We start from the raw sequence: 22,600 nt of genomic DNA, 5'->3' as shown, positions 1-22,600 counted from the left end.
AGCTATTTAGCCGAGATTTAAAGCGCGAGTGAAACCATTAACCTAACTATGAATTTAGATTAAAGGTTAATCTTAAGCGCTAAAATCGAGACCAATATCTAATGCCGTGGTGCTGTGGGTTAAATAACCCATGGCGATGAAATCAACACCTGTTTTTGCAACTGCTTGCACGGTTTCAGGAGTGATACCGCCTGAAGCTTCGGTTTTGGCGCGACCTTTACACATGGCAACGGCTTTTGATAATACGTCAGGTGCCATATTATCCAAAAGCACCAAACTCACGCCAGCCTCTAGTGCTTGCTCTAGTTGCTCTAGCGTATCTACTTCTACTTCAATGGGAATTAAATGCCCAGCGAAATCTTGCGCTTGCTGAATGGCAGTTTTGATGTCACCGGCGATAGCAATATGATTGTCTTTGATTAAAATTGCATCGTCTAATCCTAGACGATGATTGCGCCCGCCGCCGCAGCGTACCGCGTATTTTTGCACAATACGCAAACCAGGTATGGTTTTACGCGTACAAGTGATTTGCGCCGGATAGTCGGCAACGCTATCGACGATTTTTTTAGTGTCTGTCGCAATACCACTTAGATGGGTCATAAAGTTAAGCGCGGTACGCTCTGCGGTTAGTAAATTCCGCGCGTTACCATGCACTGTTGCCAGTACCGTACCCGCTTCGACCGTTGCACCGTCATTGACCTTGGCAATAAACTCGATTTGCTCGTCAATCAAATCAAAAGACAATCGCGCTAAATCCATCCCACATATTACGCCTGCTTGCCGCGCTTTTATCTGTAATTGCGCTTGCATATCTGCTGGTATAGTCGCTTGTGAAGTCACATCACCGCGCCTGCCTAAATCCTCCATTAAGGCCGCTTCCACCAAAGGTTTAAGCAATACTTTAGCCAATGCTGGCTCTTGTTTAACTGTCATATTTGACCCTTATTTTGCCTGATATTTATATGCATTAAACTTAATAAAACATCTTTAATTAAACTCAAAATGAGCATAAATATAGCGCAAAGTACAAAGCCTCGCAAGAAAAGGGTGTAAATTAATAAAATGAACCAATATGATTTAGCTTTGATATGAGTATTTAGCGTCGGTATAGGAAGGCTTGTGCAGTTGATGCTATTTTCGTTTAGGCAATTTACTATCCATCAGTAAACTTTGTAGCTCAATATCATGGCGGAAGCGATAGAGCTTGGCAGGGCGACCGCGCTGAGCGCTACTACTCTGACCCGTCTCCATGACAAGGTTTTGCGCATCAAGTAGACGGCGGAAGTTTTGCTTATGTAAAGGTACGCCTGAGAGCGCTTCGACGCTTTGTTGCAGCTGAGATAAGGTAAACACATCCGGCATCAAACCAAAGATAAGCGGTCGATATTCGATTTTTGCCCGCAGCCTTGAGATGGCAGTCGCAATCACGCGGCGATGGTCGTAATACATCGGTACGCCGATTAACTGCGACCAACTTGTCGGTAGTTGCAGCTGATAACTGGGCGGATAAGTCGGCGCTTCAGGGATTAAACCTGCTTCATAAAGCATCTCATAACGCAGCAAGACATGCTCAGCAACCCATTCTCTATTTTCATAAGCTTTATCAGCATTTGGTGCTTTGTCCGTATCTTTAAACCTATCAACGTCGAAAGTTTCCTCACTGATTCCCCAGCATAAACCAATACGTTGACGGCGGCGCTGCTGGACAACCGTTTCTGCTGCGCTATCTGCCCAGCTTAATAACGCCGGCACAATATGATTCATAATCATACTCGGCATACCATCCAAGTGATTTTCCCACGGAAAATAATCGTACCAATCACGCCATAATGCTTGGCTTGGCAGCTCCTGCATTTGCGCTTCTTGCACCAAGCCTAGGTAGCTCACATAGACAAGCGCATGGCCATCGACATTGCGTCTATTGGTATCGACAAAGGTATAAAGCTGCTCTAAATAACCAAGTGGCTGCTGCGTTTGCTCCTCGACCCATTGGCGTACGCCCGCTTGCAAGGAGCGATGTAATGGCATCAATGGCCCGTTGGGCAAGAGCTTGCCTTGATCAACCGTTAAAACGCGCGCGGTGTGCTCAGTAATCGCTACCAGCACGGCGACCACTTCTGTGGTGCCGCTACCTTGCTGATGCGAATGCGAATAAGACAACGTCATGGCTTTAAAGGTTTCCTTTATGTTTAAACGTAAAATGAGTGTTTTAAAAATGAAGTGTTTCTAACCACGCTTAGTATAGCGTGAATCGAAAACTATCATAGCCTACCGTTGTAAATAGGCATTATTAAAGGCAATAAAAAATATAGTCTGCAAAGTAAGTTTTGACGAATTACGTATCATTTTAGAAGCAGATTATAAAAAATACTTGTAATTATGCTCAAAATGAGCATAATTATTAAAACTTGTTATTTGGCCACATTTAATTGACTCACTTTTAGCGGCTATTAGGTTTGCCGTTATCGCAGCAAAGGTTTGCACTTATGAAAACTTATCCATACGACGCGCCCATCATGAGCACTGATAATCGCATTGCGACTCAGATGAATATCGAATACGCCAAAGCGAAAATCCCAGCGGATTTGCCACGTGCGGAACGACTTGCGGTTGAAGAAAATATTAAGCAATTGCTAAAAGAACATAATGCAGTATTGGTTGCCCATTACTACGTTGATCCTTTTATCCAAGATTTGGCCTTGGCAACCGGCGGCTGTGTGGGTGATTCGCTTGAGATGGCACGCTTTGGTCAAGCGCATAGTGCGCAGACATTGGTCGTCGCGGGTGTGCGCTTTATGGGTGAATCAGCAAAAATTTTAAGTATGGAAAAAATGGTACTGATGCCAGATTTGGAAGCCGAGTGCTCGCTCGACTTGGGCTGCCCTGCTGATGAATTCTCTGCCTTTTGTGATGCCCATCCTGAGCGTACCGTGGTGGTTTATGCCAATACCAGTGCTGCTGTAAAAGCGCGCGCTGATTGGGTCGTAACGTCTTCGGTTGGTATCGATATCATTCGCCATTTGCATGCGAATGGTGAACCAATCATTTGGGGTCCTGACCGCCATTTAGGTAAATACATCGCGCAAGAAACTGGCGCGGATATGCTGCTCTGGCAAGGGTCTTGCTTGGTCCATAATGAATTTAAAGCGACTGAGCTGATGCAATTAAAAGAGGAGCACCCAAACGCCAAAGTATTGGTACATCCTGAGTCACCTGATAGCGTCGTAGCGCTGGCCGACGTGGTCGGCTCGACCAGTAAGCTGTTGCAATCAACGTATGAGATGGATGCCGATACCTTTATCGTTGCCACCGACTTAGGCATCTTGCATGAGATGCAAAAGCGCTCGCCACATAAGCGCTTTTTAGCTGCGCCAACAGCTGGTGAAAGCGCCAGTTGTAAGAGTTGTGCATTTTGTCCATGGATGGCAATGAATGGTCTACAAGGTATTGAACAGTGCTTGACCAATCGTAGCGGTGAAGTACTCATGACGCCTGAGCTGGCAGCAGCAGCTAGAAAACCTTTACAACGTATGCTTGATTTTGCTGAAGCGCAAAAACAACGTGTGGCCGCGAGCGGAGATATCGTCAAAGACCGCGAATTATTTGCCAATGTCGGAGCGGCCTAATATGAGCGAGGCACAGTCAACGGATAAGGTAACTTCAAATAATGCTGAGGATACTGTCCAGACAGACGTCCTTATCATTGGTGCTGGCCTTGCAGGATTAACCACCGCCCTTGCTTTGCCGAAATCGCTAAACATTACGGTACTCAGCAAAGCGGCACTGGATGTTTGCTCAAGCCATTATGCCCAAGGTGGCATTGCAGCCAGTCTAGATAAGAATGACCGTGTCGCTGACCATATCGCTGACACACTCATTGCAGGCGCAGGTTTATGCGAAGCTGATAATACTAGCAGTATTTTAAGCGCTGGACAGCAAGCGGTGCAATGGCTTTGTGAACAAGGTGTGCCCTTTACCATGATTCCCCAGCAGGAGAGACACCAGCATGATAATACAAACTCTATAGCGACATTACAGACCAGTAATTTGCATTTAACCAAAGAAGGCGGTCATGGCTGTCGGCGGGTCGCCCACGCCGATGATGCAACTGGTCGGCATATTATGGAAGCCTTGATTGTAAAAGCGCAAGCTGCGTCCAATATTACTATCTTGCCCTATCATGAAGCACTAAGCCTGTTAAAAAATAGCGCCAATCCAAATAATCAGTGCCAAGGTGCGCTTGTTTTTGATCATATACATCAACGTAAACTTACCTTTTATAGTCGCGCGGTTGTCTTAGCCAGTGGTGGCTTGGGGCAATTATTTAAGCGTGCCAGCGCGCCGAACGTCTGTGTCGGCGATGGGATTATGATGGCATGGCAAGCGGGTTGCCGTTTGGCTAATTTGGAATTTATTCAATTTCATCCGACTGGTTTGGCATTTGGCGATAGTAGCTTTCTAATATCTGAAGCACTACGCGGTGAAGGTGGACGGTTGTATTGTCCGCAGACAGGTAAGCGTTTTATGCTCGATATTGATAAGCGTGCAGAGCTGGCTCCAAGAGACATCGTTGCGCGTGCCATCGCTGAGCAAATCAACGATAACGGTCTAGGCTACGTCAATCTTGATGTCAGTCACTTGCCAGCGGAATTTTTGCAAGAGCATTTCCCGCAGATTTATCAAACGCTATTAGAGCTTGGCATTGATATCACAAAACAACCTATTCCCGTTGCGCCGACTGCTCATTATAGCTGCGGCGGTGTGGTCACAGATGCAAATGGCGTAACCGATGTAGCAGGGCTTTATGCGGCAGGTGAAGTCGCTTATACAGGTCTACATGGAGCAAATCGCTTAGCAAGTAACTCATTGTTAGAATGTGTGGTGGTTGGGCGCAATATCGCTGCTGACTTACCGCGCTATTTAGCAGCTTTAGATAAAATGGCAAATACTAATAATTTAAAATCGTTAGCTGCTGATATTTGGTCAGCGCCAACGCTTAAAAACACTCAAACGATTACCTTACCTAGCACTACTCTGCCTTTATTTGATGCTTATCAATATAGCACCACGAAAAGCGCTTTAAATATTGTTACTAAAGGCACTGATATCAACGAAATAACGGCACAGCTAAAAAAACTGATGACCAACAGCATGGGTATCACCCGTAGTGCTGAGCAGCTAGAAAAAGCATTAATGCAGATTCAACAATGGCAACAGAGCATTGGTTTAGCTAAATCTAAGCATTCTACGATAAATAATGAAGATATAGCTAATAATCAAAATGAGCTGGCAGAATTTCAATTAGCCAGACAATTACAGTTAGCGACTTTAGTTATTCAGTCCGCTTATCAACGACTTGAGAGCCGCGGTGGCCATTACCGTACGGACTATCCACAGTTAGCGACTGTTCCCAAAACCAGTCTGATTGAGCCAATATCATATCAGCCTAGCACGCCAATAGCTCATTTAAATACTTTTATGATAAATAATGAGGCAATAACGGAGGCCTCATAAGCAGTTTTGTCATGCAATAATATGGCGAATATGACCTCGGTTTTAGCATTGATTTTCCAGCATTTACACGGTGATATGATACAATCTCCAGCTTCCTAAAAAGACCTTGTTAAAAGTGCCTTCTTAAAACTGCCTTGATAAAAATCATAAAAGCTGCGAGCTCATCACCATGCAAAGCCTAATTACCCTTGTTTTGGTATTAATGCCAATGTTTATTGGCTTTGCCATTCCCTCAAACCCAACCATGACTAAGCTTGCCGATAAAGGCTTGTCTTATTTGGTCTTTATCATTTTAGGGTTGATTGGTATTGAGCTGGCGCAAGTTGAAGGGCTTGGCAGTCAAATAGGTGAAATTGCGCTATATGTCACTATATTGTCGATAATAACGATTGGTACCGGCTTATTTGCCTTGATGCTGTTTGACCGTCTGCGTCCATGGCATGCCAAAAAACCTAGCGTCAAATCTAAAGAGCATCGGGTCAGTATTCGCGGCAGCTTGGCACAAGTATTTTGCGTGGCGATTGGTATGGTGATTGGCTATTTTTTGCCAGCCGACTATATGCCACCCGAAAACACCATGACCGCCATGTTGATGATATTAATCTTACTGGTTGGTATTGGCTTAAAGGGCTCGGGCATTACCTTAAAAGAAGTATTACTCAATAAACGCGGCGTTGAGATGAGCGTTATCTTTACGCTATCGGTATTGGTCGGCGGGCTTATCTTTGCGCTGATGTTTAGCGATGTCTCTTGGACGAAAGGCTTGGCACTGGCATCTGGGTTTGGTTGGTATTCACTGTCAGCAATCATCATGACCGATGCTTATGGCGCGGTTTGGGGTAGTGTGGCGCTATTTAATGACTTGGTACGTGAGTTTTTTGCGCTATTATTTATTCCCGTCTTTATGCGTAAATATCCATCAGCAGCGGTCGGGCTTGGTGGTGCTACCAGTTTGGACTTTACCTTGCCTATTATTCAACAGTCCGGTGGTCTAAAAGTTGTGCCACTAGCGATCAGCTTTGGCTTTATTATTAATATTGTCTCGCCAGTGCTTATGGTGCTGTTTTCGGCGTTGGGGTAAGGTTAAATTTTGACGGTTTATCAAAATTTGCCATTATTCAAAGGGCTTACAATGCTTGGCATACGCACCATACATTTGTATATAAGAATCGTATTCAAGATTCGTTAAATCATGAACTGAACTACTTGCCATTAACGTTGCACGACGCTGTTTTGCCTCAAGACCGTTAAGATTAAGTGCTTTAAAACTAGGGTTTATATAATCTGTTTCTTTAACTAAGATTTTATTTGAACAATCATAAGTACGGATACGCTTAGCCTCAATACCATGTTGCAATACTAACGTATTCTTAATGCTAAGGGCGCGATTGCGTGATAAAGAATCGAAACCGAGCGTCGCTGAAGCATCTTTATCCGTTTCATTAGTGGCTACATGACCAAAAATAAAAACACTGGCTTCTGGATACTCATTGATTTTTTCTGCTATTTTCATAAACTCTGCATCGTAAATAGCAGGTAATTGACTGCTCATTGGCGGAAAAAACCCAGCAAACTCCATTTCGAGTGCGTCGCCTCCCTCAATTATTATTTTACAGCCTTTAGCGTCAACCACTACGTTAGGTGGCGTTTCAGGACATTCGTCTATAGCATCAAGTACACCATCGCCATCTAAATCGCTATCCGCCTGCATCGTCCTGATATTTTCATATTGCGGTATGGTTTTGGGCGGTGCAATGTCGGTCGTTTGGCAGCCAGCTGATATTATAGTTGCTGCTAGTAACAACAACGTGCGATGGGTTTTAATGGTCATTATTACGCTCTCTTTATCCAGAACAACTAAAGGCCTTGTCTGTCATCATTTTCACGCTTTTTAAAACATTCAACTACTATTCAACATTGCTAATAAGCGCATAAATACGCTGATTGAGCCAACTGTTTTCAGCATCATTAGGCGCAATTGGGCGCTCTGACCCATAGTAAACGGTCTTAATACGATCAGGATCAATATTATGTTTTATGATCATATAATTTTTAATCCCTTCCACACGGTATCTTGATAATGTTTGATTGGCGCTAGTTTCTTCACGCTTGGATATATGCCCTTCAACACGCATGACAGCGTCCAAATGATCTTGCATTTTCTTGCCTGCGTTATCTAGCTGTTCATAATACTCACTTTTTATCTCACTGCTATTTTCATCATAATAAGCTCTAGCTTCCATCATAAATTCGTTTTCACCAAAAAGTAAGGAATGCGGACAGCCTCTTTCATCTATTACCACGTTATACGGAGTGGCTGGGCATTGATCCAGCTCATCAGGCACGCCATCGCCGTCGCTATCTACATTAACCACAACCGTTGGCATGTTAATAGTTTTACTTGTTTGTTTAGACAAGTCAGCGGTTTGACAACCTGTCAGTGCTAAAACGCCTGTCATCATCAGCGTTATTGTCCGTAATTTCACGTTCATACTTTACTCTTCCTTAAGTCTAGAACGCTAAACCCCACTCGCCTGCTTAGCAAACAGACGCATCAATGGTTTAATTTTGCTGACGCGATACATACCTTCATTACGAATTTGTTGGATAGGACGCAATTGAGCAAGCGAACCTGCAAACAGCCAGTTAAGCGCCGAAAAACTGTGCATCATCAAACTATTATGTGGACGGCGCAGACGCTCATAGCTACGCAAGGTTTGGTTCGTACCCCACAGCTTATTGCCACTGCGCGCATAGTCATGGGTCAGTTGCTCGCTTAATGCCTTTACATCAAGCATACCCAAATTTAGCCCCTGACCTGCCAGCGGATGCACACCATGTGCGGCGTCCCCAATTAACACTAAATTATCGGTAACGTAGCTTTTTGCTTGCTGCGCGGCTAATGGAAAGCTGGCGATGGATTCAATCTCGCGGATAGCGCCAAGCTCATAATGACTGGCAGCAGCCAATTTATCAGCGATGTAGCTCGGCGATTCTTCTAATAATGCCAATGCTTGGTTGCGGGGCAATGTCCATACAATCGACTGCCAGTGCTGTGAGTTGGCTTTATCTTCATCGGTGATATCAGCAAGTGGCAATAAAGCCAGTGTTCCTGTCGGCAGCATGGCTTGACGGGCGGTCGCTCGGTGCGGCTTGTCGGTTTGAATGGCGCAGCAAATCGCCGTTTGATTATAATCGAGCACATCGAGCTCAATTGCTGCCTGCTTACGCACAAACGAGCCGCGACCGTCAGCACCCACCAATAAACGCGCATTAATCACCGTGCCATCATCTAGCGTCACACGGTAACCTTGTGCGCTGCCAAGCCAATCCATGTCGACAACCTTGTGCCCATCGATAACGGTTAAATATTGACTGACATCAGATGCAGATAAACGCTGCCATAATGCGTGCTCAATGACTGCTGGCTCAACCATACTACCAAGCATTTTGGGTTCAGCGTTTTGATTACTATTACTGCTGTCATTACCATTATTAGCATCATCACTATCGCCGAACAGTAACTCGCCGCGACCATTCAACTGCCAAACCTGCATTTGGGTATAATCGGCTTTGCGCTCTGATGCCGCTATCTTTTGCCAAGCGCCCACGTCTTTGAGTAAGTTGATACTGGCAAGGCTTAAAGCATAAACGCGCGCATCCCGCTTGCCAAGCACCTGCTGCCAATCTGATTCATCACGTTGCGGGCGCGCATCAATGAGCGTCACTGGCATTTCAGCTTGCGCCAGTTTTAGCGCAAGGGTTGCACCGACGATACCGCCGCCGATAATGAGCGTATGGTTATTTTTCATAAAACATCCTTTGTCGCGTTATTCATGCTATCCGCTCATGTTTATGAAACTTGGCAGCAGCTGAAATTATAGATTTTATTTGCTTAATAACTTACCAGTATATTGAACTAAGATTTTAAGCCCATCGCATAGTTGGCAATCAACGGCTTAATATTTGGCAGTTTATCAAAGGCAACCAAAGCCACGTTACGTGCCAGCTTCACCGCTGGGTTTGGATGCGTAAAGCCATGTACGACGGCATCACAAAAGCGAATGACACGTTTTTGATCGGTTTGACGGGCTTTTTCATAGCGTTTGAGCAAAGTAGGATTACCGATATCTTCGCCTTTTAGCACCTGCCGACTCATCATTTGTGCCAGTACATGGGCATCACGCATACATAGATTAAAACCTTGTCCAGCGACCGGATGCAAGGTATGTGCAGCATTGCCCATGATGACGCAGCGACCGTCGACTTGTTTATCTGCCAGTACCCGTGTCAGTGGATAAGCGCCGCGGCGGCCGGCTTTTTTAAACGTGCCAGCGCGCGTGCCAAAGGCTTGCTGCAAGGTTGCCAAGAAATGCGCATCACCTTCTAAATATTGCGTCTCTTCGCCCGTTGGACAAACCCAAACTACCGAGCGTCTATAGCCTTTTTGATACTCATCATTGCCGTCACCTTCTGGATCAGTCAATGGCAACACTGCAAGCGGACCTGCTGGACTAAAACGCTCAATAGCAATATGCTGATGTGGCTGATCGGTCTCTACCACCCCAACGATAGCGGTTTGTTTATAATCATAAGTCGTAGTGCCGATATTTAACAATTGACGCACGGTAGAGTCGCGACCATCACAGGCAACCAAAACACTGGCCTGCAACTGCTGCTCATGCTCTTCTTCACCGTAATAGCTAAAGCTTAACGTCACGCCATCGTTTTGTTGGCTAACGGCTATCACATTGGCATTATCAATCAGCGTAATCAGCGGCTCTTGCTGGGCAGCCAATAACAACTTACGCCCAAGCCACGCGTTTTCCATCACTTGCCCAAATGACTCGACCTGTTCCTCAGCTTTATTTAATTGCGCGCGCCCAAAGCTGCCTTGCTCACTAATTTTTACCGCATCAATTCGGCAAGCATGACTTTGTAGCTCATCCCATAGCCCAATCTCTTGATAAATCTGTACCGTGCGCCGTGACAGCGCGGTATTGCGGCTGTCTAAATAATGCGTGCGTTTAGCGTCGTCATTTGGACTGATGGTTGGATAGCTGTTTTTCTCTAGCAGAGTACTAGCGATACCATGATGAGCAAGCAACAGCGCAAAAGACAAGCCGACATGGCCGCCGCCGGCGATAAGGACTTGCTGCTCAGTCATAGCCGCTTTATTAGCAAGACTGGCTTTAGCAGGATTGGTTATTGATAAAGTTGCTTCAGTATGTTGCATGGTTGTTATTCCTATTATTTCCCATTTAGCACGCGTTTAGACGCGAAGACTTTACATTCAAAAAATATTATTTTTCTAAAAAATATCTTGTTCTTCTACCTTTACAAACTTAGCTTTTACACCGCCATTATCTAAGCTCTAGATTACCACAAATCATTCATCATTCTGTGCTCCTGACCATAACCATAGTGGCTATTTAGTTTTGTTGCCGTTTTCGCTCTAAGGTGTATCATCTACAGTTGCAATCACCATACAAAAACAAAGCCCTGCCCGCCTGTAAATGGCTTGAATTTTAAATTCTATCTACCATAATGAAGACAGGGCATTTACTTATTACTGTCATCTTATCAACAACTATTTTTAGCAAAATTTTACCGTCATATTTATTAGCACTACTTTTAGTATTTACATAACCTTTATAAACGCAATGAAAAAGCATTGAAACACGACGTATTATTTTATTTTTAAAGCCCGCTCGACTATCATGCATAAAAGCACAGAAGCACTAATGCACTGAAGTAACGAACATGCAACGAGCAACCAAATACAAGGATAATCGCTTGACTGATTCCATAAGCCGCCGTATACATTTTGAATCGTTGACCCCAGCACAGCTGAAAACCGTGCTCGGCGAATATAATAACCACATGAAATACATCCAAGAACGCCTCGATATTAAAATCAGCCAACGCCAAGGCGACTTTTGTTTAAGTGGCGATATTTTGGGCGTTGAGCGCGGCGAACGCATCATTTATAAAATGGTCGATGAAGCGCAAAACACCAAAGATATCAGCGCCGAAGAGCTGCATCTTATTATCCAATCAAGCATCGCCCGCGATGAAGATATAGAAGCTGATAAGCAATCGGCTGCCGAGGAAGATGCTGATAATTTGGAAGCCGCTACTGACTTTACGCCCATTAGTCTGCGCACCCGTAAAGGTAAAATCATTCCGCGCGGTGGCAATCAGCAGCGCTATGTCAGAGATATTTTAGCCTCTGATGTGTCGTTTGGTATTGGGCCTGCTGGTACGGGTAAGACCTACCTTGCTGTTGCTTGTGCGGTCGATATGCTAGAGCGCAACGAGATTGAGCGTATTTTACTGGTACGTCCAGCGGTAGAAGCTGGCGAAAAACTGGGCTTTTTACCTGGTGATTTGACCCAAAAAATTGACCCGTATTTACGTCCTTTATATGACGCGCTGTATGAGATGCTTGGCTTTGATAAAGTCGGTAAAATGCTCGAAAAACAAATCATTGAAGTCGCACCCCTTGCTTATATGCGCGGTCGTACGCTAAACAATTCGTTTGTTATCTTAGATGAAGCGCAAAATACCACACCTGAGCAAATGAAGATGTTCTTGACGCGCTTAGGTTTTGGCTCACGAGCGGTTATTACTGGTGATATCACGCAGGTCGATTTACCGCGTGGGCACAAATCAGGTCTGGCACAAGCGATGGATATCTTAAGCGGTATCGAAGAGATTCATATCACTAAGTTTGACTCAAAAGACGTCGTGCGCCATCAATTGGTGCAAAAAATTGTTGAAGCTTATGATGTCTTTGATGAAGAGCAACTTGCCTTACAAGAAAAGCGCAAGTTTGAGCGCATGAAAGAGCAAGAGCGTAAACAAGCAATTTCTGATGCCGCCGCTAAGTTATAAGCTATTTTAAGCAACGTATATATATGACACAAACCGGATTTGATATCCGGTTTTTTAGTGTTAATCACTTATTGCTAGTTAATTAATCTTAGATATTTTCATATTGACATAGAAAAGGAGGGTGGCATGAGCCCAGCCGAACAGAATGATATTGACAATCACTTAGATGAGAACATTAATAGCCGTTTTAATAATAATAACGATGAAAAATTAGCCGCATTTAATAATGATGAGAACTTAGCCGTGCTTGATATTAGCGCCGCCGATAGCATCGATGACGAGATACTTGAGAGCTTTTATAATCGCGAAAAACTGTTAAAAGTCATGATGGCGACACTGGAACATATCGATGAGCGTATTAACCATGGTCTGACGCTGCCTTACTTTGCTGATATCGATAGTGAGATATGGCAGGAAAGAACCAAAGCGCTCGATATTTACATTACCGATACAGTCGAGGGTCAGGAGCTAAATTTAGAGGCGCGCGGCAAAGATTATGCTACTAATATTTTATCCTACCCAAGCGACTTGCCAGCGGCAATCATTGGGCTGATGCCAACGTTGCCGCTAGGCGAGCTGGTGATTTGTCATGCTGTGGTGGTACGCGAAGCTACTGAGCAAAACAAGACCGTGGCGCAGCATATCAGCCATTTATTGATACACGGTATACTGCATCTACTGGGCTTTGACCATGAGCTCGGACAAGCTGAGCAAGATGAGATGGAAAGCTTTGAGATTGCTATTTTGGCAGAGTTAGGCCTACCAAATCCTTATCTCTAAGATTTTTAGACTCGTTTAACTTTTCTTTAACATGGTTTTTTGCGCTTGATCCATCTGATTAATCATCTGGTCTAAGCCTTTGACATGCACGCTGCGCTGCGGGAATGGGATGTCAATCTTGTTATCATCAAGGGCGTTTTTGAATTGTTCTAATAAATCACACTGCATCGCCCACCAATCATCGTTGGTGGTCCAGACATTCAAGGTTAAATCGACTGAGTTGTCACCCAAGTTGGTCACGCGTATCACAGGCGCTGGATCGGTAAACGCCAGTGGATTATTTTTTGCCAAATTTAGCATAATATCTTTGGCGGTTTTGATATCGGCGTCATAGCCAATACCAACGGTGATATCGACGCGGCGGTTGGGTAACGCCGTATAGTTAATCACCGCCGAGGTGGTGATATCGCCATTTGGAATGATAATATCGTGATTATTGATGGTCGTTAAATGGGTATTGACTAAGGTGATCTCGGTGACTGTACCAGTGTAACTGCTGATTTGCACATAATCGCCGCGCACAAACGGACGAAAGGTCACAATCATAATACCAGCGGCAAAGTTGGATAGCTGATCTTTCAGTGACAAACCAATCGCCACCGCCGCGCCGCCCAAGATAGCAACGACCGAAGTAGTCTGCACGCCGACTTTGCTAAGCGCTGCCAAAATCACGATGACCAATAATATGCCATATAATACGCGGCTTAAAAAATTGGCCGCCGTCGCCTCTAAATGGCTACGTAACATAATGCGATTACTAATGGCGACGATTTTCTTTGCTAACCAGCGGCCTATCATAAATATTAATAAGGCAAATACGATTTTAAGCGCAATGCTGAGCGCATTTTCTGTTAAGGTAGCAAGATCGACGGTAAAACCTAAAAATTCCATACTGGCTCTTTATTTCCAAACTGTTTTATCATTAATTTTTGTCTTTTTAATGTTTATTATCATTTAACCTTTTTTAAAAAATGCATAATAACTATATAAGACCGGCACTAAATTTAAACAAAGTTAATAGGTGACGTCTACTCTATCACTGTAACGATAGGTACGTATCAGACGCAGCTCAACAATATCATTCATATCTTCGGTAAATTTACCAAAGGGCGCCGCTTGTCTGACCGACTGCTTGGCCGCCTCATCTAGTATCGTCGAGTTTGAGCTCTCAAGTAAACGAATGGCTTTAATATTGCCATCATTGCTGATAATCACCATCAAACGTACCTCGCCGGTGATACCTTGGGCGCGTGCTTGCGCAGGATATTGCAGATTCCCGACGCGCTCAACGTGCTCACGAAAAGTGTTGATATAATCGGCAGCGGCGCCGCGGGTGGTCGAGTTACTATCGACGGTCACGACTTTTGATTTGGTCGCATACAGCTGTTGCCGCTGTGACAGCTGCGCCTCTAAAGTCGCGATTTGTTTACGCAGACGCTCTTCTTGCGCCTTCATATCATCTTGCTCTTGCTTGCTGTCATTATCAGACTCGACGCTCGCTTGACGCCAGCTGAGGGTGGTACGTAGATAGCTTTCTTGATAGCGCTGCTGCCGAACTTGACGCTGCAAGTCAATCACATCTTGCGTCTCACTCATTTGCTCGGCTGCCACCGGACTACTCTGGTCGGTTTCTTGGCGTATTTGCTCTTGCACCGTGCCGCCGCCTTGTTGCGAAGCATTGGCAATAAACTGTGCGTCTTCATTTGGCTGCATATTCTCGGTCAAAGCTTTTGCAACGTCCTGCATCATGCCAGCAGGGTCTTGCCCCAGCGAAAAACTAATGCCAAAAATAATCAGCGCATGGACGCTGACGGCTATCACCACCGCCATCGGCAAACTGATATCGCGCTTGGGCGCTTGCGCTGAAAAATGATAGCTTTGCGAGTCTTTAATCGAAGTCACAGTGAGTCTCAGCTGATGAATATAGTAGATTCCATTCAGAAATGTTATAGGACTGCTGGAATAAATTTTGCGAAGCCTCTGGAGTGCGAAGCACACAGCAAGCGAGGAAAATTTATTCTAGCAGAGCGCTATTTAAACGAACCACTTTTATATTGAATTGGCTATATAAGGGCGGTCGATACAAGGCGTCATAGGCGCTCTTCGGTAAACTAAGCACTCGTCGACCAATACCGGCGCTATCATACCATGAGATAGAATTGCGTCGCTAGCACAAGCGTATACCGTCGCTACTCAATCAATCACTTAGATGCAGGCTCGTTTGTCTATTTATCCACTGCTAACCTAATAATCCGCGTTTTTAAAAAATAACCTCGCACAGGTTTCTACATTTGGCAGTAAACGGCCTGACTGCGCAATGATACAAAACGTAGACGTCCATTTTGCCTACTGTCATTTTGATATATACTGTTTTATAAACACTTTTTGCGCCTGCCATTAAATAATGAATAATTATAAGGATAATAAGTTTGAGTAACTTTGAGCATATGGACAATATGGATAATTCAGACAGTTTTGAGGAGTTATTTGACAGTATCGTTGACCGTTTTGACGGGTCCTTTAGCGATGGCTGGGAGCGTCTTAGCCAAGCCGTCAAAAGTATCTATGACAGAACGACAGATAAATTCGAGGAAGAGCTGTCCTTGCCGGTTGCCCAAATTTATGTCAACGATGCGCTGCAAAAATTTGTCACCGATAACGTCAAAGCTATTTTAGAGCTGCGCGTTGAGATACATGACGACTGGTTTCGCTTGTATTGTACGATTGATGTTGGCGGGATTTATGCAGAAGTAGCAAGTAATTTTAGCTTGGTTCATGTGCAGCTTGATCGCAACGTCCAGCGCTTTGTTTTTGGACAGCTGACTTATACCGATGTGCTTAACTTGCGCTGTGAATCCTTTATCAAACGCCAAGGGCTTAAACTGTTTATTTGGTTTTACCATAGCGTACTGAAAAAAGACCCCTTAGGTTTTATTTTGTCTTATATCAATATTGCCCGCGCCAAAGAAGAGATTATCTACCTTGATATCAATCGCTGGCTAAAAAAGAACAAAAAAATAATGAGCACCTTATATAAAGTGCAAGTCAATTATGGTGAGCTTGAAGAAGAGCAGTTGGTGCTTAAAACGCAAATTAATTATCGAGATTTGCTGGCCAGCAATGCCAATGAAGATATCATTAGCGATAAGGATGAGCCTGAATTGATGCAAGGGCCTATCAATCCGATTGCTGATGCTACTGAGCCAAGTTTAGAACCTTCTTTATAAGCCTGTTTTTATGAATACCTTAAAAGTTCCCTAAACGCTGACTATAAAAAAGCTCTGCCCTTTAAAGATAGGGTCTTTAAGGGGCAGAGCTTTTTAGTGAATACTGTCTATACTAATTTGCAATCATATCACTACCAATAGTTTTCCACCGCGATATTGCCCTCGCCGCGGCGGTTCATCACCAAGCCTAAGCCCTTTAGCGTCTCTTTGGTATCTTCGACCATTTCTGGGTTACCGCATAGCATAACGTGCGTGCTATCAACGTCCAAATCAATGCCAGCGCGCGCTTGCAACGTGCCATCTAATAAGAGTTTTGGCAAGCGCTCAGTTAGTGCACCCTCGACAGGCTCGCGGGTAACGATAGGAATAAAAATAAGCTTGGCTGGATTATCCACCAACGAGCCAAAATCTTCTTGTAAGCTTTCAATCTTGTCCATATAAGCAAGCTCTTCTGCCGAGCGCGCGCTATAAGCCAAGACGATATGCTCGTAGTCTTCCCAAGTTTTTAAGTCTTGCAGCATCGATAAAAAAGGCGCTAAACCTGTACCTGTTGCCAATAACCATAAATCCTTTGGCAGCGGTTTTTGATAACGAGCTAAAGTTAAAAAGCCAAAAGGCACGGTGTTTAGTAATAGCTCATCGCCGACTTCTAGGTGTTGTAGCTGCGAGGTAAAGGCGCCATCAGGGATAACAATAGAGAAGAATTCTAGGATTTCATCGAAGGGTGAAGAGACGATTGAATACGCGCGGAAGATATCTTCATTTAGCGCTTCGTTCAGGTCTTCGTCCAGTTCTTCATCATCAGTATCAGCTACTGCACTCAACTGCTTATAGTAGTTTAATTGACTGGGATTAACGCCCAAGCGTACAAACTGTCCTGCGGTAAATTTAAAACTATCAGGACGACTGACGGTAAAGCTAAAGAGATTGGGCGTCCACGTGGTTTTGCTGAGCACCGTTACTTTTTGAATATTGTCACTCATAATAATGATTCACCCTCGTTTTTTATGATTTATGATTTATGATTGCTTATGGTTATAGATGGCTATGTTTTTGACTTTTTAAAGGCTCTAAAACAAAAGATGCGCCAAGCTTATCACAGAGCTGGCGCATCTTGGTTTTCTAACCATCATTATCAATAAGCAGCGGTTATCAATATTGAAACCCCCAGCTCATATGCTCATATTTTATGCCTACCAAATACGAGCCAAACTTGCCCATTCAATCATACTATTCGGCAATATACCAAAGAAGAGAATGATGGCGGTGACGGCGATAACCATGATACCGCCCGTACGTAAGCCCCACTGCTTTGAGACGTCAAATTCGATAAATTGTTTCGGACGTTTAAATAGCGTGAGCATGACGCGCAAGTAATAAAATAGACCAATGGCACTACCTAAGATAATCATGCCAGCCAAGAACCAGTTGGTACCTTGAACGGCGGCTAGAATCGCAAATAGCTTAGTGATAAAGCCTGCGGTCAATGGAATACCTGCCAATGACAACATCATAATGGTCATAACCGCGGTCAATACCGGACGACGCCAGAACAGCCCTTGATAATGGGTCAATTCATCTGCTTCACCAGCCAAGCGATACGGGCTCGACATTAAAGTAACAACACCAAAGGCACCGATAGAGGTAAAGGCATAAATCGCCATATACATGCTTGAGATACTATCAGCGGCTGAGCCAATGCTGACAATCACGATAAGCACATAACCCATATGGGCAATCGACGAATAACCAAGCAGGCGCTTAAGGCTAGTCTGACGCACCGCTAATAAGTTACCCACTAGTATCGACAAGGTGGCCATGACCATGAGCAACATCTGTACTGATGGCAATGCTAATAGCGACGTATCAATTAAGAAGCGAACGGCAAGCGCCATCATCGCCACTTTGGTGACCGATGCCAAATAAGTAGCGACAGGTGCTGGTGCGCCTTCGTACACATCTGGCGTCCATATGTGAAAAGGCGCAGCAGACAGTTTAAAAGCAATACCAAACATCATCATCGCCGTACCGACGATTAGTAGTGGCGACTCAAAGAGATCGACCAACGTCATACTAATAGGCTTAAAAGCAAGCGAACCCACTTCTGCATAAATAAACGCCATCCCCATCAGCAGCGTTGCTGATGCCGTGGCTGAGAGCACCAAATACTTTAGCCCCGACTCAAGCGAGCGCTTACGCATATAGGTATAAGCCAGCATGCCGTATAACGGAATCGATAGCATCTCAAGGCTCATAAAGAATGAGGCTAAATGCTGGGCGCTGACCATGAGGAGCGCACCGACAGTCGATAGCAGCATGAGCAAATACAGCTCTTCTTTATGATCATCTAAATCGGCTAGATAGGCATAAGACAGCGTAAAACAGGCCAAAGCACAGATTAAGATGACCACCATATTAAACTGGGCAAAGTTATCAATCACAAATAACTGCTCAGCTGTTGGCACAAGCGTACCGCTATCGATGATGCCAGCCATTTGCCCAAGCAAGGCAAACAGCCCTATGTTTAAACCAACCACCGAAATAGTACCGATTACCATATGTGAGCGCTTAATGGTAATGGCAATCATCACCACCAATACAGTCAACACTACCGCAATGATTGGCGCATAAGGCATCAGCCCCATCAAATCATTCATCGTAAATTCATTCATGACTTAACGTGCCTCCATTGCATCAAGTAGCTGCGATGCGTCTACTTGTGTCACTTGACTGTACATATATGCGTTATTAATCCACTGCATGGCGTGACTTGAAGTGTCAAGGAATGGCTGTGGATACAGTCCGAGCCAGACCAAGCCTGCTGCTAACATAAACAGCAACGACAGCTCGCGTTTACCCAAATCTTTTAATGGACGCGACGGCAAACCATGAGTTTCGGTTTCTCGTAACGCCACTTCTTTAATATTATTGCTACCGAACATGGCACGGTGAATCAAGATAAGCGAGTATAAACCTGCCAATACCAAGCTAAAGGTCGCAAACACCACAAACACTGGATAATCAGCAAAGGCGCCAAATAAAATCAAGAACTCGCCGATGAAGTTACCTGTACCCGGAATACCAAGTAAAGCGGCACAAAAGAACATCAGAATCGGTGCATAATAACGGAACTGACCCCACATACCGCCCATCAAGGTCAAATCGCGCGTATGTAAGCGCTCGTATAACTGCCCCGCCATAATAAACAGTGCCGCCGAGCTCAAACCGTGCGCCAACATTTGAATCATCAAACCTTGCAAGCTGATTAGGGTACCCGCGTAAATGGCCAAGACCACAAAACCCATATGCGAGATACTGGTATAAGCCAGTAAGCGCTTCATATCAGTTTGCATAAAGGCCAGCCATGCCCCGTAAAAGATACCTATGGTACCCAAGGTCATCGCTATCGGCGCAAAATCTTGTGACGCTGCTGGGAATAACGGTATGACAAAACGAATCAAACCATAAGCAGCAGTCTTAATTAAAACCCCTGCCAGATCCACCGAACCTGCGGTTGGCGCCTGCGCATGGGCGTCAGGTAGCCAGCCGTGAAAAGGGAAAATCGGCAATTTAACGGCAAAGCCAATAAAGAAGCACAGCATGATCGGATATTCCCAGCCGCCAAGTGATGTGCCGAGTAAGTCATTATAATTAAAGCTTACTATGCCTTTTTGCGCATAGCTGATAATGACCAGTATCAAGATACCGACCAGCATGATAAGACCAGAGGCTTGCGTATAAATAAAGAATTTGGTTGCCGCGTATTCTTTGGTCTTGCCGCCAACCACATCATGACCCCAAATAGCGATCAAGAAGTAGATCGGAACCAGCATCATCTCCCAAAAGAAGAAGAATAAGAACAGGTCAATGGCTAAGAAAACGCCAATCACGCCGCCCAAGCTCCATAAAAGGTTAAGATGGAAGAAACCAACGCGGCGTTGAATCTCATTCCACGAACAGGCAACCGCCGCAATACCGAGCAGGCCTGTTAAGCCAACCATCAGCAGCGACAAACCATCTAGTGCCAAATGAAAGCTGATACCAAAGCTTGGTATCCATGGCACCATGAATTCTGCAACCCATGGCACGTTTGCCTGAGGCGCAATCACCTGCTTACTCATGCCGCTATAATCGCCGTATTGCCACAATACCAGTGACAAGGCAAAGGTTAACGTCATACCGATTAGAGCAATCCAGCGCGGCAGACGTTTATTAAAGCGTTCGACCAACCAACAGAACAACCCTGCAATAAAAGGAATTGCGATTAATGCTGGTAGCATCCACGTTTGTTGTAACTCTATCATCTTATACCACCGTCATCATTACCAGCACCAACAGCACAGCCACGCCTAAGCCAAAGCTTGCAGCGTAACCTCGAAGTGACCCTGTTTGCGTCGCAGACAATACCTTATTACCAGCAGATGCCAGTTTCGGTAAAATAAGCCACGTTTTATCGATAGGGTCGGCTTTAAATAAGCGGCCGATGAACAAAAAGGGTTTTACAAAAACTATATCGTATAGCGCATCAAAGCCCATACCGTGATAGCACCAATGATATAACGCTGCGCCTATAGAGGTGCGCTTAAAGCGGGTCAGCATGCGACCTTTATCGGCGACATATAACAGTGCCGCGAGAATTAAGCCTGCAAGCATCGCACCCATAGCGATATATTCCGCCGTATGTTTGTCGTGCGCTTGACCAGCTACTTCTAATAAGTGCCCAACGCTTTCTGGTAACACGCCTTGTAGTGGCGGCGTAATCCACGCACCAACGGCAGTTGATAATACCAGTAGCACCGTCAATGGCAGCCAATATGACACACCAGATAGTTTATGCGCGTGGGTTTTTTCTTCACCAAAGAAGATAATCCAAATCATACGGAAGGTATAAAGGGCGGTTAAGAACGCACCGAAGACGCCCATATAGAATAGGACTTGGTGACCGGTTGCATAGCTCTCCCACAGAATTGCTTCTTTAGAATAGAAGCCAACGGTAACCCAAGGGATTGCCGCCAGCGCACCGCCACCGACGATATAGCACCAAAATACTAGCGGTATCTTTTTGCGTAAGCCGCCCATCTTAAAGATATTTTGTTCATGATGTACCGCAAGTATGACCGCACCTGATGATAAAAATAGCAAGGCTTTAAAGAAAGCATGCGTCATCAAGTGGAAAATAGCTCCTTGCCATGCACCAACGCCGAGTGCTAAGAACATATAGCCAATTTGGCTCATGGTCGAATAAGCAAGGATACGTTTAATATCGGTTTGTGCCAGCGCACAAAATCCAGCAACGACGAGCGTCAATGCACCCACTGCCCCAACCCAGTACAACAGTACGCCCGGGGTGAGAAGAAATAATGGATGTAGACGCGCAATCAGATATACACCTGCGGTCACCATGGTTGCGGCATGAATCAGAGCTGATACAGGCGTTGGACCTGCCATCGCATCAGCAAGCCAGGTATGTAGTGGCAGCTGCGCTGATTTACCCATCGCCCCACCAACGAGCATAATAGTAGTCAAAATCATCGTTGGATTATTGATATCAAAGATTTCTGGCGCGCGGGTAATAATCTCTTGAATATGCAGGGTGCCAAATTCGCGGAATAATAAAAACAAACCAAAGGCCAAAAACACATCACCAACACGGGTGACGGTAAAGGCTTTCATCGCTGCCCGACCATTGGCACGGTCTTGATAATAAAAACCAATCAAAAGGTACGAACAGATACCGACGCCTTCCCAGCCAAGATAAAGTAAGAACAAGTTATCGGCCAATACCAGCAATAACATACTGGCAACGAATAAGTTCATATAGCTAAAGAAGCGCGCAAAGCCTGTTTCACCTTTCATATACCAAGCGGCAAACAGATGAATCAAAAAGCCGATACCGGTAATCACACCCGTCATCGTCAATGCCAAGCCATCAAAACTCAAGCCAAAACTTGGTGCAAAATCGCCAACTTGAAACCACGTCCATAGCGGAATCTCGATGACTGTACCGGCAGGATTACTGGTCAAAAAGGTGTAGCTAACTACCAGCGTGCATAGCGCTGATAGCAGCATGCTACCGACACCAACAATCGCTGCCACCTGCTCGCTTAATTTGTCGCGCATAAAGGCTAAAATCAAAAAGCCAACGAGCGGGAATATAAAGGTTAATGGTAATAAACTCATGA

General features: G+C 44.8%; 18 protein-coding genes. 6 read left to right on the top strand and 12 right to left on the bottom strand.

Going from position 1 to position 22,600, the window contains the following annotated elements:
* Positions 1-72 precede the first annotated feature (72 nt).
* Positions 73-933: a carboxylating nicotinate-nucleotide diphosphorylase gene (gene nadC / locus ACPEGP_RS00270; protein ID WP_423813577.1), complete on the bottom strand. Its 861-nt coding sequence runs from the start codon at positions 931-933 to the stop codon at positions 73-75.
* A 198-nt stretch (positions 934-1,131) separates the two neighbouring features.
* Complete coding sequence (locus tag ACPEGP_RS00265; RefSeq protein WP_102077268.1) at positions 1,132-2,166, bottom strand: NUDIX hydrolase; 1,035 nt, start codon at positions 2,164-2,166, stop codon at positions 1,132-1,134.
* Between the two features lie 320 nt (positions 2,167-2,486).
* On the opposite strand from ACPEGP_RS00265, the gene nadA reads away from it, so the two are divergent.
* From nadA to ACPEGP_RS00250, 3 genes are all read left to right on the top strand, one after another.
* Positions 2,487-3,626 (top strand): quinolinate synthase NadA, encoded by a 1,140-nt coding sequence (gene nadA / locus ACPEGP_RS00260; RefSeq protein ID WP_423813576.1) that lies wholly within the window; start codon positions 2,487-2,489, stop codon positions 3,624-3,626.
* Between the two features lies 1 nt (position 3,627).
* Positions 3,628-5,514, top strand: coding sequence for an L-aspartate oxidase (nadB, locus tag ACPEGP_RS00255; protein WP_423813575.1), 1,887 nt, complete (start codon positions 3,628-3,630; stop codon positions 5,512-5,514).
* Positions 5,515-5,683: 169 nt separating this feature from the next.
* Positions 5,684-6,595, top strand: a complete 912-nt coding sequence (locus ACPEGP_RS00250; protein WP_423813573.1) for a lysine exporter LysO family protein — start codon at positions 5,684-5,686, stop codon at positions 6,593-6,595.
* Positions 6,596-6,628: 33 nt separating this feature from the next.
* Here the strand turns inward: ACPEGP_RS00250 and ACPEGP_RS00245 are convergent, their stop codons facing one another.
* The 4 genes from ACPEGP_RS00245 to ACPEGP_RS00230 all read right to left on the bottom strand — a co-directional run bounded on the left by ACPEGP_RS00245 (position 6,629) and on the right by ACPEGP_RS00230 (position 10,681).
* Complete coding sequence (locus ACPEGP_RS00245; protein WP_423813572.1) at positions 6,629-7,345, bottom strand: OmpA family protein; 717 nt, start codon at positions 7,343-7,345, stop codon at positions 6,629-6,631.
* Between the two features lie 76 nt (positions 7,346-7,421).
* Positions 7,422-8,006 carry an OmpA family protein gene (locus ACPEGP_RS00240; protein WP_423813571.1) on the bottom strand — a complete coding sequence of 195 codons (585 nt, stop codon included), beginning with the start codon at positions 8,004-8,006 and terminating at the stop codon, positions 7,422-7,424.
* Positions 8,007-8,033: 27 nt separating this feature from the next.
* The gene (locus ACPEGP_RS00235; protein WP_423813570.1) at positions 8,034-9,326 is read right to left on the bottom strand and encodes an FAD-dependent monooxygenase; all 1,293 of its coding nucleotides are present in this window, start codon (positions 9,324-9,326) and stop codon (positions 8,034-8,036) included.
* A gap of 107 nt (positions 9,327-9,433) precedes the next feature.
* Entirely contained in the window at positions 9,434-10,681 is a 1,248-nt protein-coding gene (locus ACPEGP_RS00230; protein WP_423814220.1) for an FAD-dependent monooxygenase, read from the bottom strand.
* Between the two features lie 596 nt (positions 10,682-11,277).
* Between ACPEGP_RS00230 and ACPEGP_RS00225 the strand changes: the two genes are divergently transcribed.
* Positions 11,278-12,411: a PhoH family protein gene (locus ACPEGP_RS00225; RefSeq protein WP_207161725.1), complete on the top strand. Its 1,134-nt coding sequence runs from the start codon at positions 11,278-11,280 to the stop codon at positions 12,409-12,411.
* Between the two features lie 126 nt (positions 12,412-12,537).
* Complete coding sequence (ybeY, locus tag ACPEGP_RS00220; RefSeq protein ID WP_423813569.1) at positions 12,538-13,191, top strand: rRNA maturation RNase YbeY; 654 nt, start codon at positions 12,538-12,540, stop codon at positions 13,189-13,191.
* A gap of 15 nt (positions 13,192-13,206) precedes the next feature.
* Here ybeY and ACPEGP_RS00215 read toward each other — a convergent pair whose 3' ends face one another.
* Entirely contained in the window at positions 13,207-14,082 is an 876-nt protein-coding gene (locus ACPEGP_RS00215) for a mechanosensitive ion channel family protein (RefSeq protein ID WP_296236165.1), read from the bottom strand.
* 123 nt (positions 14,083-14,205) lie between these two features.
* A complete protein-coding gene (locus ACPEGP_RS00210; RefSeq protein ID WP_227678708.1) occupies positions 14,206-15,093 on the bottom strand; it encodes an energy transducer TonB in 888 nt (295 codons plus the stop codon).
* A gap of 545 nt (positions 15,094-15,638) precedes the next feature.
* Between ACPEGP_RS00210 and ACPEGP_RS00205 the strand changes: the two genes are divergently transcribed.
* Positions 15,639-16,418 (top strand): hypothetical protein, encoded by a 780-nt coding sequence (locus ACPEGP_RS00205; protein WP_423814219.1) that lies wholly within the window; start codon positions 15,639-15,641, stop codon positions 16,416-16,418.
* Between the two features lie 131 nt (positions 16,419-16,549).
* On the opposite strand, the gene ACPEGP_RS00200 is transcribed toward ACPEGP_RS00205, so the two are convergent.
* The 4 genes from ACPEGP_RS00200 to nuoL form a co-directional block, all read right to left on the bottom strand.
* Positions 16,550-17,401 (bottom strand): ferredoxin--NADP reductase, encoded by an 852-nt coding sequence (locus tag ACPEGP_RS00200; protein ID WP_423813568.1) that lies wholly within the window; start codon positions 17,399-17,401, stop codon positions 16,550-16,552.
* A gap of 210 nt (positions 17,402-17,611) precedes the next feature.
* Complete coding sequence (locus ACPEGP_RS00195; protein WP_102077392.1) at positions 17,612-19,090, bottom strand: NADH-quinone oxidoreductase subunit N; 1,479 nt, start codon at positions 19,088-19,090, stop codon at positions 17,612-17,614.
* A gap of 3 nt (positions 19,091-19,093) precedes the next feature.
* Complete coding sequence (gene nuoM, locus ACPEGP_RS00190) at positions 19,094-20,722, bottom strand: NADH-quinone oxidoreductase subunit M (RefSeq protein WP_423813567.1); 1,629 nt, start codon at positions 20,720-20,722, stop codon at positions 19,094-19,096.
* A 1-nt stretch (position 20,723) separates the two neighbouring features.
* Positions 20,724-22,598 (bottom strand): NADH-quinone oxidoreductase subunit L, encoded by a 1,875-nt coding sequence (gene nuoL, locus ACPEGP_RS00185; RefSeq protein ID WP_198329005.1) that lies wholly within the window; start codon positions 22,596-22,598, stop codon positions 20,724-20,726.
* Between the last annotated feature and the right edge of the window lie 2 nt (positions 22,599-22,600).

Source organism: Psychrobacter sp. 219-2-C (genome assembly GCF_049560815.1).
GTDB classification, from domain to species: domain Bacteria; phylum Pseudomonadota; class Gammaproteobacteria; order Pseudomonadales; family Moraxellaceae; genus Psychrobacter; species Psychrobacter faecalis.
Note: the sequence above shows the minus strand (reverse complement) of the source record. Positions and strands in the feature narration are given on the sequence as shown.